12 protein-coding genes are annotated in these 12,841 nt (G+C 55.1%); 6 read left to right on the top strand and 6 right to left on the bottom strand.

Annotation, left to right across the window (positions count from 1 at the left end; genetic code table 11):
• Nucleotides 1-18 precede the first annotated feature (18 nt).
• Entirely contained in the window at nt 19-1,140 is a 1,122-nt protein-coding gene (locus JZ655_RS08155) for a ribosomal protein uL16 3-hydroxylase (RefSeq protein WP_207293493.1), read from the top strand.
• Nucleotides 1,141-1,187: 47 nt separating this feature from the next.
• On the opposite strand, the gene pepT is transcribed toward JZ655_RS08155, so the two are convergent.
• Nucleotides 1,188-2,411: a peptidase T gene (gene pepT / locus JZ655_RS08150; protein ID WP_207293492.1), complete on the bottom strand. Its 1,224-nt coding sequence runs from the start codon at nt 2,409-2,411 to the stop codon at nt 1,188-1,190.
• Nucleotides 2,412-2,662: 251 nt separating this feature from the next.
• Between pepT and potA the strand changes: the two genes are divergently transcribed.
• The 4 genes from potA to potD are packed head-to-tail and all read left to right on the top strand — an operon-like array spanning nt 2,663 to nt 6,471.
• Nucleotides 2,663-3,799: a spermidine/putrescine ABC transporter ATP-binding protein PotA gene (gene potA / locus JZ655_RS08145; RefSeq protein ID WP_046885683.1), complete on the top strand. Its 1,137-nt coding sequence runs from the start codon at nt 2,663-2,665 to the stop codon at nt 3,797-3,799.
• Nucleotides 3,783-4,640, top strand: a complete 858-nt coding sequence (potB, locus tag JZ655_RS08140; RefSeq protein WP_040076113.1) for a spermidine/putrescine ABC transporter permease PotB — start codon at nt 3,783-3,785, stop codon at nt 4,638-4,640. The genes potA and potB overlap by 17 nt, the downstream gene beginning before the upstream one ends.
• A complete protein-coding gene (potC, locus tag JZ655_RS08135; RefSeq protein WP_207293491.1) occupies nt 4,637-5,428 on the top strand; it encodes a spermidine/putrescine ABC transporter permease PotC in 792 nt (263 codons plus the stop codon). Before potB ends, potC begins: the two co-directional genes overlap by 4 nt.
• Complete coding sequence (gene potD / locus JZ655_RS08130) at nt 5,425-6,471, top strand: spermidine/putrescine ABC transporter substrate-binding protein PotD (RefSeq protein ID WP_207293490.1); 1,047 nt, start codon at nt 5,425-5,427, stop codon at nt 6,469-6,471. Before potC ends, potD begins: the two co-directional genes overlap by 4 nt.
• 35 nt (nt 6,472-6,506) lie before the next feature.
• On the opposite strand, the gene cobB is transcribed toward potD, so the two are convergent.
• The 5 genes from cobB to lolC are packed head-to-tail and all read right to left on the bottom strand — an operon-like array spanning nt 6,507 to nt 11,446.
• Nucleotides 6,507-7,328, bottom strand: a complete 822-nt coding sequence (gene cobB, locus JZ655_RS08125) for a Sir2 family NAD+-dependent deacetylase (protein WP_207293489.1) — start codon at nt 7,326-7,328, stop codon at nt 6,507-6,509.
• Between the two features lie 15 nt (nt 7,329-7,343).
• Complete coding sequence (gene nagK, locus JZ655_RS08120) at nt 7,344-8,255, bottom strand: N-acetylglucosamine kinase (protein WP_207293488.1); 912 nt, start codon at nt 8,253-8,255, stop codon at nt 7,344-7,346.
• A 53-nt stretch (nt 8,256-8,308) separates the two neighbouring features.
• Complete coding sequence (lolE, locus tag JZ655_RS08115; RefSeq protein WP_040076119.1) at nt 8,309-9,553, bottom strand: lipoprotein-releasing ABC transporter permease subunit LolE; 1,245 nt, start codon at nt 9,551-9,553, stop codon at nt 8,309-8,311.
• Nucleotides 9,553-10,254: a lipoprotein-releasing ABC transporter ATP-binding protein LolD gene (lolD, locus tag JZ655_RS08110; protein ID WP_040076120.1), complete on the bottom strand. Its 702-nt coding sequence runs from the start codon at nt 10,252-10,254 to the stop codon at nt 9,553-9,555. The genes lolE and lolD overlap by 1 nt, the downstream gene beginning before the upstream one ends.
• Complete coding sequence (gene lolC / locus JZ655_RS08105) at nt 10,247-11,446, bottom strand: lipoprotein-releasing ABC transporter permease subunit LolC (RefSeq protein ID WP_207293487.1); 1,200 nt, start codon at nt 11,444-11,446, stop codon at nt 10,247-10,249. The genes lolD and lolC overlap by 8 nt, the downstream gene beginning before the upstream one ends.
• 268 nt (nt 11,447-11,714) lie before the next feature.
• Between lolC and JZ655_RS08100 the strand changes: the two genes are divergently transcribed.
• Entirely contained in the window at nt 11,715-12,776 is a 1,062-nt protein-coding gene (locus JZ655_RS08100) for an acyltransferase family protein (RefSeq protein ID WP_207293486.1), read from the top strand.
• Nucleotides 12,777-12,841 lie beyond the last annotated feature (65 nt).

The raw sequence follows: 12,841 nt of genomic DNA, 5'->3' as shown, positions 1-12,841 counted from the left end.
CCTGCGGAATAAAATATTATGGATTATCACTTAACACTTAACTGGCCTGAGTTTATTGAACGTTACTGGCAAAAACGCCCGGTCGTTCTGAAACGCGGCATTGCAAATTTTGTCGATCCTATCTCCCCTGACGAACTCGCTGGCTTAGCGATGGAGAATGAGGTCGATAGCCGCCTGGTCAGTCATGAGGATGGGAAATGGCAGGTTAGCCATGGTCCGTTCGAGAGCTACGATCACCTCGGCGAGACCAACTGGTCGCTGTTAGTTCAGGCCGTCAACCACTGGCATGAACCTACCGCAGCGCTGATGCGCCCGTTCCGCGCGCTGCCTGACTGGCGGATGGACGATCTGATGATCTCCTTCTCCGTGCCTGGCGGCGGCGTAGGCCCGCATCTCGATCAGTATGACGTATTTATCATTCAGGGCACCGGCCGTCGCCGCTGGCGCGTGGGTGACAAAGTGCCCATGAAGCAGCACTGCCCGCATCCGGATTTGCTGCAGGTTGCTCCCTTTGAAGGCATTATTGATGAAGAGCTGGAGCCGGGCGACATTCTCTATATTCCGCCTGGATTCCCGCACGAAGGCTACTCGCTGGAAAATTCGATGAACTATTCCGTCGGATTCCGCGCGCCAAGCGGCCGGGAGATGATCAGCAGCTTTGCGGACTACGTCCTGCAGCGCGAGCTGGGAAGCCATCGCTTTGCCGATCCGGACGTCCCTGCGCGTGAACATCCCGCCGATATCCTGCCGCAGGAGCTCGATAAACTGCGCGGGATGATGTTGGATCTGATTAATCAACCAGAACATTTTAACCAGTGGTTTGGTGAGTTTGTCAGCCAGTCTCGTCACGAGCTGGATGTTTCGCCGCCGGAGCCACCTTACCAGCCAGACGAAATCTACGATGCGCTGCAGCAGGGCGACAAACTGGTACGCCTGGGTGGTCTGCGCGTACTGCGTATCGATGGCGAGGTTTATGTTAACGGCGAGAAGCTGGATTCACCTCACCGCCCTGCCGTGGAAGCTATCGCCAGCCATATGGTGCTGGATGCCGCACAGTTTGGCGATGCGCTGGATGACCCCTCCTTCCTGGCGATGCTCGCCGCGCTGGTTAACAGCGGCTACTGGTTCTTTGAGGACTAAGTCGCGCCTGTACCGGGTGGCCATAACGCCACCCGGACTCTTCCTTATCACCCTTTCGCCGTCAGTTCGGCAATGCGCACAATAACCCGCACCGCTTTCTCCATCCCTTCCAGGGTGACGAACTCATGCTTGCCGTGGTAATTATAGCCTCCGGTGAAGAGATTCGGGCAAGGTAATCCCATAAAGGAGAGCTGTGCCCCGTCGGTTCCGCCACGAATCGGCTTAAGTTGCGGTTCAATATCGCAATCACGCATCGCCTGCTGGGCAATATCCAGAATGTGCGGATGTGCGACCACCTTATCCCGCATATTGTAATAACTGTCTTCAATCACCAGTTCGATATAGCAATCCGGGTGCAGCCCCTTGCCAACCTTTTTGGCGATATCCATGATTTTACGTTTACGCGCTTCAAACCCCTCGCGATCGAAATCGCGAATGATGTAGTGCATATCCGCGCGGTCAACGGTGCCTTTAATGCCGGTAAGGTGATAAAAACCTTCATAGCCTTCCGTCTGCTCCGGGCTCTCCCCGGCAGGCACTTCGGCGTGGATACGCGCCGCCAGCGAGAGTGCGTTAACCATCACCCCTTTTGCGGTGCCTGGGTGCACATTGTTGCCCACGATACGGATATTGACCGACGCGGCGTTGAAGTTTTCAAACTCCAGCTCCCCTACGCCACCGCCATCCACGGTGTAGGCCCATTTTGCGTTAAACGCCTCCACATCAAAATGCTTTGCCCCTTTCCCCACCTCTTCATCGGGGGTGAAGGCGACACGAATATCACCGTGAGGAATGTTTTTACCCTTCAGCACCGCCAGCGCGGTCATGATCTCGGCGACGCCAGCTTTATCGTCTGCTCCCAACAGCGTTTTACCGTCTGTCGTGATTAGGGTCTGGCCGAGCAACTGGTGGAGCACAGGGAACATGACCGGGGATAAAATCTCATCGCCGACGCCCAGGGCGATATCGCCGCCGCGATAGTTCTCCACAATCTGAGGGTTAACGTTTTTGCCGCTATAATCAGGGGAGGTATCAACATGGGATATGAAACCAATGGCCGGTATCTCACCCGGCACGTTCGCCGGTAGCGTGCCCATGACCGTGCCTTTGTCACTTAATGTCACGTTGACCAGGCCTAACTCTTCAAGCTGCGACTTTAGCAGCTGCAGTAATTTCCATTGGCCCTCTGTGCTCGGCACCTGGCGAACACCCGGCTTAGATTGGGTATCCAGCGAAACGTACTGTAAAAAACGCTCTAGTAATTTATCCATGCAGTCACCCTCACTTTTTGTGACAACATTATCAATAAGCCCTAAAACGCAAATATTGCGTCAGGTCACTTTTATCCCGCAAACGAGAATATTTTTCGTTTATCTCATCCCGTTGCTAATAAAGGTAGCTTATCGGGGAGCATCAAGGATTGGCGAATTCAATGGTTTGCCGTAGAATGGCCGCCCTCATTACGAGTCACCAAGGTGGTTACACACAAACCCCGCTGCGTTAGATAGATCGCAGCGTCGATATGGGACAGAGTCATAAATTGAATACACAACCAGGTTCACTGTCACCGCTGGTGCTTTTATCGGGCATTAATAAGAGTTTTGATGGTAAAACCGTTATCGCCGACCTTAATTTGACCATTAACAACGGCGAGTTCCTTACGCTTCTCGGCCCCTCTGGCTGCGGTAAGACAACAGTATTGCGCCTGATCGCCGGGCTGGAAAACGTCGACACCGGCCATATTCATCTTGAAAACCAGGATATCACCGACGTCCCTGCCGAGCATCGCCACGTCAATACCGTCTTCCAGAGCTACGCCCTCTTCCCGCATATGACGGTCTTTGAAAATGTCGCTTTTGGCCTGCGCATGCAGAAAACCCCGGCGCAGGAGATTGCCCCGCGTGTGACGGAGGCGCTGCGCATGGTGCAGCTGGAAGAGTTTGCCCAGCGCAAGCCGCATCAGCTCTCAGGTGGACAACAGCAGCGCGTCGCCATTGCCCGCGCGGTAGTGAACAAACCCCGCCTGTTGTTACTCGACGAATCGCTCTCCGCGCTGGATTACAAACTGCGCAAACAGATGCAGAACGAATTGAAAGCGCTACAGCGTAAGCTGGGCATCACCTTTGTTTTCGTGACGCACGATCAGGAAGAGGCGCTGACAATGTCCGACCGTATCGTCGTGATGCGCGAAGGCAAAATCGAGCAAGACGGCACGCCGCGTGAGATCTATGAAGAGCCGAAAAACCTCTTTGTCGCCAGCTTTATTGGTGAGATCAATAACTTTAGCGCCACGGTTATCGAACGCCTGGATGCGCAGCGCGTCCGCGCCAGCGTCGAAGGCCATGAGTGCAACATCACCGTTAACTTTGCGGTAGAAAAAGGGCAAAAGCTGAACGTGATGCTGCGCCCGGAAGATCTGCGCGTTGACGAGGTCCATGACAGCAGCGACGTCGAAGGTCTGATTGGTTATATCCGCGAGCGCAACTATAAGGGCATGACCCTGGAGTCGGTGGTTGAACTCGAAAATGGCAAAATGGTGTTGGTCAGTGAGTTCTTCAATGAAGACGATCCGGACTTCGACCACTCCCTTGACCAGAAAATGGCCATTAACTGGGTAGAGAGCTGGGAGGTCGTACTGGCTGATGAAGAACACAAGTAAGTTCCAGAATGTGGTGATTGCCACTATCGTCGGTTGGCTTGTGTTGTTTGTCTTCTTACCCAACCTGATGATCATCGCCACCAGCTTTTTGACCCGTGACGATGCCCACTTCGTTAAGCTGGTCTTTACGCTGGATAACTACGCGCGCCTGCTGGATCCGCTCTATTTCCAGGTGCTGATGCACTCGCTGAACATGGCCGTGATAGCCACCCTCGCCTGTCTGGTACTGGGCTATCCCTTCGCCTGGTTTCTGGCGCGTCTGCCACAGAAAATTCGCCCGCTGCTGCTGTTTCTGCTGATTGTGCCATTCTGGACCAACTCTCTGATTCGCATCTATGGCCTGAAGATTTTCCTTAGTACCAAAGGGTATCTGAACGAATTTTTACTGTGGCTGGGGATCATTGAGACCCCGCTTCGCATTATGTACACCCCGGGTGCCGTCATTATCGGCCTGGTTTATATACTCCTGCCCTTTATGGTGATGCCGCTCTACTCCAGCATCGAGAAGCTCGATAAGCCGCTGCTGGAAGCGGCAAGAGACCTCGGCGCCAGTAAGATGCAGACCTTTATCCGGATAATCCTGCCGCTGACGATGCCGGGTATCATCGCCGGTTGCCTGCTGGTGATACTGCCGGCCATGGGGCTGTTCTACGTCTCGGATCTGATGGGTGGCGCGAAAAACCTGCTGATTGGCAACGTCATCAAAAGCCAGTTCCTCAATATTCGCGACTGGCCGTTTGGCTCCGCCACCAGCATCACGCTGACGGTGGTTATGGGGCTGATGCTAATGGTCTACTGGCGCGCATCCCGACTGCTTAACAAAAAAGGTGAGCTGGAATGATGGGTCGACTGCTTCGCGGCGGTTTTATGACCGCCATCTATGCTTATTTGTATATTCCCATCATCATCCTGATTGTGAATTCATTTAACAGTTCACGTTTCGGGATTAACTGGCAGGGTTTTACCACCAAGTGGTATAGCCTGCTGGTCAACAACGACAGTTTGCTTCAGGCTGCGCAGCATTCGTTGACGATGGCAATCGTCTCGGCCACGTTTGCGACCTTGATTGGCTCGCTGACCGCCGTGGCCCTCTACCGTTACCGCTTTCGCGGCAAGCCGTTTGTGAGCGGCATGCTGTTTGTGGTGATGATGTCTCCGGACATTGTAATGGCCATATCGCTGCTGGTGCTGTTTATGCTGCTGGGCGTACAACTCGGCTTCTGGTCGCTGCTCTTTTCGCATATCACCTTCTGCCTGCCTTTCGTGGTGGTGACGGTTTACTCCCGTCTGAAGGGATTTGACGTGCGCATGCTGGAAGCGGCGAAAGATCTGGGTGCCAGTGAGATGGTGATTCTGCGCAAGATCCTCCTGCCGCTGGCGATGCCTGCGGTGGCAGCCGGATGGTTGTTGAGCTTTACCCTGTCGATGGACGACGTCGTGGTTTCTTCGTTCGTCACCGGGCCGAGCTATGAGATCTTGCCGCTGAAAATTTATTCGATGGTTAAAGTGGGCGTCTCGCCGGAGGTGAACGCGCTGGCCACCATTCTGTTGACGTTATCGCTGGTTCTGGTTATTACCAGCCAGCTTATTGCTCGTGATAAAACAAAAGTTCAGGGGACGTTAAAATGATGAAATGGTCACGCCACCTGCTCGCGGCTGGCGCGCTTGCTTTCGGTATGAGCGCTGCGCACGCGGACGACAGTAAAACACTCTACTTCTATAACTGGACCGAGTATGTGCCGCCAGGCCTGCTGGAGCAGTTCACCAAAGAGACCGGTATCAAGGTGATCTATTCGACCTACGAGTCGAACGAAACCATGTATGCCAAGCTCAAAACCTATAAAGACGGCGCCTACGATCTGGTTGTACCCTCGACCTATTTCGTGGATAAAATGCGTAAAGAGGGGATGATCCAGAAGATCGATAAGACGAAGCTGACCAACTTCGCTAACCTCGATCCTGAGATGCTGAACAAACCCTTCGATCCTAACAACGACTACTCCATTCCCTATATCTGGGGTGCCACCGCGATTGGCGTAAACCGTGACGAGATGGATCCGAAAACGGTGACCAGCTGGGCCGATCTGTGGAAACCCGAGTATAAGGGTAGCCTGCTGTTGACCGACGATGCGCGCGAAGTGTTCCAGATGGCGCTGCGTAAACTCGGTTATTCCGGCAACACCACCGATCCGAAAGAGATCGAAGCCGCCTACAACGAGCTGAGAAAGCTGATGCCTAACGTGGCGGCCTTTAACTCCGATAACCCGGCGAACCCGTACATGGAAGGGGAAGTGAACCTCGGCATGGTGTGGAACGGTTCGGCGTATGTGGCGCGTCAGGCCGGTACCCCGCTGGAGGTCATCTGGCCAAAAGAGGGGGGCATCTTCTGGATGGACAGCCTCGCGATCCCGGCAAACGCCAGGAACGTAGATGGCGCCATGAAGCTGATTAACTTCCTGCTGCGCCCGGATGTGGCCAAAGAGGTGGCAGAAACCATTGGCTACCCGACCCCGAATCTCGCGGCGCGTAAACTGCTCAGCCCGGACGTGGCGAACGATAAGACGCTCTATCCTGATGCCGAAACTATCAGTAAAGGTGAGTGGCAAAACGATGTGGGCGACGCCAGCCGCATCTACGAAGAGTATTATCAGAAGTTGAAAGCAGGTCGCTAATAAATACGGTGAGGGCCTGGGCCCTCACCTCTCTTTTACAATCCCTTCAGTAACTTTTCTACGAACGCCGGCACCACTTCACTGGCCAGACCGTACTGTTTCTCTTCAAATTCGCTTCCCACCTGGCTCGGTTCAAGATTAAGCTCTACCGTATGTGCCCCCTGCAGTTTCGCCTCATGGACGAACCCGGCTGCGGGATAGACATGCCCGGAGGTGCCAATGGCGATAAACACATCGGCCATCGCCAGCGCGCTGTAGATCTCATCCATACCCAGCGGCATTTCGCCGAACCAGACGACGTGCGGGCGCAGCGCCGACGGAAACTGACAGCAGTGGCATTTGTCATCAGGGGTGACATCGCCAGGCCACTCCAGCACCTGGCCGCTCCAGGCGCAGCGTACCTTGAGCAGTTCACCGTGCATATGGATAACATTCTTGTTACCCGCGCGCTCATGGAGATTATCGATGTTCTGCGTCACCAGCAGGAAGCGATCGCCCAGCGCCTCTTCCAGCCTCGCCAGCGCCAGATGCGCCGCGTTAGGGGCAATTTCAGCAGATTGCAGCTGACGGCGACGCGCATTGTAAAACGACTGGACCAGCTGCGGGTTACGGGCAAAACCTTCCGGCGTTGCGACGTCCTCCACACGGTGCTCTTCCCACAGCCCATCAGCGGCCCGGAAGGTGCGAATGCCTGACTCTGCGGAGATCCCTGCTCCGGTCAGCACCACTACTCTCGGTTTTTCCATTAATTCTGGCATTACCTGATCTCTGAAGAATATTCGCTGGCGTAAGCGTTCACGCAAACGACGTTTATTTCTGCGAAAACGGGTGAGGCGATGTGACCGACGCGACAACATAAAAACCTCTTCTGGCTAGCGGCTGAGGTGCAGGAACGCCGCACCGCGCATTCCCCCGGCATCCCCATGGCGCGCTTTTTCAATGCGCGGCAGGCGGGCAACCGGCAACAAATGCCGTGGTAAACGTTCTGATAACCGCTCCGTGATCGCGGTAAAGTTTGATAATCCGCCGCCAATGACCAACAGGTCAGGATCGACGACGGTAAGTATGTTACCCAGACAGACCGCCAGCAGGTCGAGATAGCGCTCAACATGCGCTTTCGCCTGTTCATCTCCCTGATTCCACAGGGCGATGATTTCGGGTGCCTGCATTTTTTGATGATAGAAGTGTTCATATAGCCATGCAAATCCACGGCCTGACAAGTAATTCTCAATGCAGCCAAGCTGGCCGCAACCACAGCGGATAAGCGGGAAATCGCGACCGACGACCTCCAGCGCATCGACAGGAAGCCGGATATGACCAAACTCGCCGGTTATGTAACTGCGGCCGGTGATCGGTTTGCCATCAATAATAAGCCCGCCGCCGACGCCGGTGCCGAGAATCAGCCCCATAACCAGTGGATAACGGCGAAACTCATCGTCCCAGGCTTCAGAGAGGGCAAAACAGTTTGCGTCGTTATCCAGACGCACATCGCGCGCCAACAGGCGGCTGAGATCCGCGCGCAGGGGTTTACCGCTGGCCGCAGGCACGTTGGCGGCGTAGAGCGTGCCGTCATCGGTTTCCGGCATGCCGGGGATACCTATCCCCACGCTGCCTGTCACACCAAAGCGCGCATCGGCCTGCCCCACCAGCGCGACGAGAGTAGTTAAGAATTCATCGTAGCTTTCATGCGGCGTGGGAACGCGGGTTTCCCACTGCAGTTTGAGATTCTCATCAAACACGCCGAGCGCAATTTTGGTGCCGCCAATATCAAATCCGTAATACATAGTGCATTCCTCTTTCGATATAGCGGCCTTGCGATCGCTACATCAAGACGTAATTACTGGCCACTTAGCACCCTCGCCGGATCGATTCGGCTTGCGCGACGCGCCGGATACCAGCTTGCCAGCAGACTCAACAAAAGTGCTGTAATCAGCACATAAACGACGTCCAGCCAATGCAATTCAGACGGCAGGAAGTCAATAAAATAGATATCGCCAGAGAGGAACTGATGGCCGATTAGACGCTCAATTCCATTGATAATTGGGGTGAGTTGCAGAGAAACCACTACGCCAATCACTACACCACAGAGGCTTCCCAGCAGCCCGGCGAGCAAACCATACCAGACGAAAATGGCACGAATAAGACCGTCTTTGGCGCCGAGAGTACGCAGCACCGCAATGTCGCCACTCTTGTCCTTCACCGCCATTACCAGCGTCGAGACAATGTTAAAGCAGGCCACGCCAATCACCAGCACCATCGCCAGATACATAATGGCGCGGATCATCTGAATATCGCGATACATATAGCCATAGGTGCCAATCCAGCTCTTGATATAGACATAGCTATTGGTCACTTCGCCTGCGTCGCGCACCAGCTTGTTAGCGTTAAAGACGTCGTTCACCTTGATGGCAATACCGGTGACGCTGCTACCCATATCCAGATACTGACGGGCATCTTCCAGCGGGACCATGGCAAAGCTGTGATCAAGCTGGCCGCTCAGCTGCAGGATGCCGGTAACGTGCAAGCGCACGCGCTTCGGCTGCTGCAATTTATGATCGGCGCTGGCATTCGGGATCATGATCGAGACCCAGTCGCCCTGCTTCACTTTCAGCGCGTCGGCCACCCCTTTGCCTATAATGATCTGTTGTTCGCCCGCTTTAAAGCCCGTCCATGCGCCGTCTTTCACAAATTGCGGCAATGCGCTCAGTTTCTCTTCCTGACGAGGGTTAACCCCCTTTACCTGAATCGCACGCAGATTAACGCCGCTCTCCACCAGGCCGGTAAAGTTGATATAGGGCGCAGCGGCAGCCACACCGGGCACCTTCTCTACTTTGTTTAGCGCCTCGTTCCAGTTATTCCAGGGTTGATTAACCGGCTCGATCTCGCCATGCGGCACCACCGCCAGAATACGATTGTTCAGCTCGCGCTCGAAACCGTTCATGGCGCTCAGGCCGACGATTAATACCGCCACGCCCAGCGCGATACCCACGGTGGAGATCACCGAGATCAGCGATACCATGCCGCTACGGCGGCGGCCACGGCTAAAGCGCAGGCCGATAAGTAACGATAATGGTGAAGCCATTAATCTGCCCCCATCAGGGTCAGTTCCGCATTCAAACGGCCGTCGCGCATCTCAAGCTGGCGCGACATCCGTTTCGCCAGCTGCAGGTCGTGGGTCACGACCAGGAAGGCTGTACCCTGAGAGGCGTTCAGTTCACCTAGCAGTTGGAAAATGCTGTCGGCGTTACGGGCATCCAGGTTACCGGTCGGCTCATCCGCCAGCACCAGACGCGGATTATTGACCAACGCACGGGCAATGGCCACGCGCTGGCGTTCACCGCCAGAGAGTTCCGATGGACGGTGATTACCACGATGGCCCAGACCAACTGCATTCAGCATCGCGCTGGCGCGCTCATTGATCTCTGCCGGTCTCTTTTTACCGATCAGCAGCGGCATGGCCACGTTTTCCAGCGCGGTAAAATCGGGCAGCAGATGGTGGAACTGATAAATAAAGCCCAGCTCGCGGTTACGCAGATCGGCCTTCGCCGTTGAAGACATGGTACTGAGCGGCGTACCGGAGAAAATCACATCCCCGGAAGTGGGGGTATCCAGTCCGCCGAGCAGGTGCAACAAGGTACTTTTGCCAGAGCCAGAGGTCCCGACAATGGCCATCATCTCCCCTTCTCCTACGCTGAAGCTGACATTGTGCAGGACATCAGTCTGCACGTTGCCTTCCTGATAGCGTTTGCACAGGTTGTCGCATTGCAACAGGATCTTATTCATAACGTAAAGCCTCAGCGGGTTGAGTGGCGGCAGCGCGCCAGGAAGGGTAAAGCGTAGAGAGCAGCGCAATGGCCATCGCGGCCAGCGCGATACCCACGACCTGCAGCGGCTCGATGGCGACCGGCAACGCCGCACCATCAAGCAGTGCGCCGATAATAGGCATTAAATTGTTCAACTGGCTGGCGAGTAGCGCCCCCAGTACGGCGCCCAACAGCGCACCGACAATCCCGGCGCTGGCCCCCTGAACCATAAAGACCGCCATAATCTGGCGCGGCGTCAGCCCCTGGGTCTGGAGAATCGCCACCTCGCCCTGCTTCTCCATTACCATCAGCCCCAGCGAGGTAATGATATTAAACGCCGCCACGGCGACGATCAGGCTCAGCAGCAGGCCCATCATATTCTTTTCCATGCGCACGGCCTGGAACAGCTCGCCTTTGCGGTCGCGCCAGTCCTGCCATTTGGTCCCTTCTGGCAGGGTCTGCTGGCTGAGCACGTCAACCTTCAATGGCTCATTCAGCCACAGACGCCAGCCGGTGATATTGCCCGCCGGGTAGCGCATCAGGCGTGAGGCATCCTGAATATTCACCAGCATCTGATAGCCATCGACTTCACTGCTGGCGGCAAAGGTGCCAATCACGTTAAAGAGACGCTGGCTCGGCAGGCGCCCCATCGGCGTAAACTGGCTGGCAGAAGGCACCATGATCCGGAGCTGATCGCCACGGTTTACGCCCAGTTGCCCGGCCAGCTGTTCGCCAAGGATCACGTTATATTGGCCGGGCTGCAGGTCGGTCTGCTTCACATTAACCAGATAAGGGGTGAGCGGATCTTTTTGCGCCGGATCGATACCGAGCATCACGCCCACCGCCACGCTGCGGGCGCTTTGGAGCACCACATCACCGGTGGTAAGCGGCGCGACGCGGTTTACGCCCTGCAACTTCACCGCGCTTTCCGGTAGCTGTTGAGGGTTAACCGACCCGTTGGCAGAAGAGAGAACGGCCTGCGGCATCAGCCCCAGAATATTGTTTTGCAGCTCGCGCTCGAAGCCGTTCATCACCGACAGCACCGTCACCAACGCCATCACGCCAAGCGTAATACCAATGGTAGAGAGCCAGGAGACAAAGCGACCGAAGCGGTCCGCGGCGCGCCCACGCATATAACGTAAGCCTATGAATAGTGCGACAGGTTGGTACATGAAATCCGTCTGTTTGCTGATAGCAGACCCACGAGTATATAAGCGAATCCGTGAAGCGTAAATGACTGAAACCCTAAGCTTTGCTTCTCATTTTTCCGAAAAAACAACGGAAATCAGTCAGCTAAGGTCACAATTGTGGGCAACATAGCCGCAAACTCCCTCCACCTTTTCTTAAAAACGCCCGGATACAGACTCTTACCCATTACATCACTAGCGCCCCTTAGCAGACTTAACGGTTCGTTTTTGGCAATACAGGTATCGGTTTCCGATGAAACAAAAAGCATTATGGATTAATCAGATAAAAGGACTTTGCATCTGTTTAGTGGTCATTTATCACTCGGTGATCACTTTTTATCCGCATCTGGATGCACTACAACTTCCCCTTTCAGCGCTGCTGGCGAAATGCTGGGTCTACTTTAATCTTTATCTCGCCCCTTTTCGTATGCCGGTATTTTTCTTTATCTCCGGTTTTTTGATTCGCCGGTACATCGACGAGGTGACCTGGCGTGACAGTATCGATAAACGGATCTGGAGCATCGTCTGGGTACTGATTCTGTGGGGCGTTCTGCAGTGGCAAGCCCTGAGCCATATCAACGCCTGGCTGGCACCCGAGCGCGAACTGTCCCTCGGCTCCAACGCCGCTTACGCCGCTACCTTACCGGACTTTATCAAAGGCATGCTCACCGCCAGTACCAGTCTCTGGTATCTGTACGCGCTGGTGGTCTATTTCACCCTGTGTAAATTCTTTAGCCGCTGGAAAGTGCCCATGATCGCCCTGCTGGCGCTGGCAAGCGTGGCGATTAACTTCCTGCCGTTACCCTGGTGGGGCATGAACAGCGTGGTCCGTAATGCCATTTACTACAGCCTGGGGGCCTGGTACGGCGCACAGCTGATGACATGGATGAAAGGGCTGGCGCTGCGTCGTAACGTGCTACCGGTGGCGCTTTTCGCCGCTATTTCGGTCGTGCTGTGGTTTGCCAACGCGCCGCTGCTGCTCTCGCTGCTGTCGATTCTGCTGATCATGAAGCTTTTTTACGGCTTTGAGCAGCGCTATAGCGTGCAACCGAACAATCTGCTTAACGTGATTGGCTCCAACACCATTGCCATCTATACCACGCACCGCATTCTGATCGAGGCTTTCAGCCTGTTCTTTATTGGCCAGATGAATGCGGCGACATGGCCTCAGTGGGCGGAACTCACGCTGGTACTGTTTTACCCGTTTGCCAGCCTGCTGATCTGCACCCTGGTTGGACTGGGTACGCGTAAACTGTCGGGCATTCTGTTTGGCGATCTTTTCTTCTCCCCCCCAGCGTTACAGGCTTCACGCTAGCCTCCAGGCGCTCCCGACGGGGGGCGCCTTCTCCTCCCGTGCGGTTCCGGTTTGCTAAAGCAAAA

Origin of the sequence: Leclercia pneumoniae (genome assembly GCF_017348915.1) — a bacterium.
Lineage (GTDB): Bacteria > Pseudomonadota > Gammaproteobacteria > Enterobacterales > Enterobacteriaceae > Enterobacter > Enterobacter pneumoniae.
Note: the sequence above shows the minus strand (reverse complement) of the source record. Positions and strands in the feature narration are given on the sequence as shown.

Coding starts and splice junctions, on each gene's coding strand:
- JZ655_RS08155 (WP_207293493.1), top strand. CDS start 19: ATGGATTATCACTTAACACTTAACTGGCCTGAGTTTATTGAACGTTAC.
- pepT (WP_207293492.1), bottom strand. CDS start 2,411: ATGGATAAATTACTAGAGCGTTTTTTACAGTACGTTTCGCTGGATACC.
- potA (WP_046885683.1), top strand. CDS start 2,663: ATGGGACAGAGTCATAAATTGAATACACAACCAGGTTCACTGTCACCG.
- potB (WP_040076113.1), top strand. CDS start 3,783: ATGAAGAACACAAGTAAGTTCCAGAATGTGGTGATTGCCACTATCGTC.
- potC (WP_207293491.1), top strand. CDS start 4,637: ATGATGGGTCGACTGCTTCGCGGCGGTTTTATGACCGCCATCTATGCT.
- potD (WP_207293490.1), top strand. CDS start 5,425: ATGATGAAATGGTCACGCCACCTGCTCGCGGCTGGCGCGCTTGCTTTC.
- cobB (WP_207293489.1), bottom strand. CDS start 7,328: ATGTTGTCGCGTCGGTCACATCGCCTCACCCGTTTTCGCAGAAATAAA.
- nagK (WP_207293488.1), bottom strand. CDS start 8,255: ATGTATTACGGATTTGATATTGGCGGCACCAAAATTGCGCTCGGCGTG.
- lolE (WP_040076119.1), bottom strand. CDS start 9,553: ATGGCTTCACCATTATCGTTACTTATCGGCCTGCGCTTTAGCCGTGGC.
- lolD (WP_040076120.1), bottom strand. CDS start 10,254: ATGAATAAGATCCTGTTGCAATGCGACAACCTGTGCAAACGCTATCAG.
- lolC (WP_207293487.1), bottom strand. CDS start 11,446: ATGTACCAACCTGTCGCACTATTCATAGGCTTACGTTATATGCGTGGG.
- JZ655_RS08100 (WP_207293486.1), top strand. CDS start 11,715: ATGAAACAAAAAGCATTATGGATTAATCAGATAAAAGGACTTTGCATC.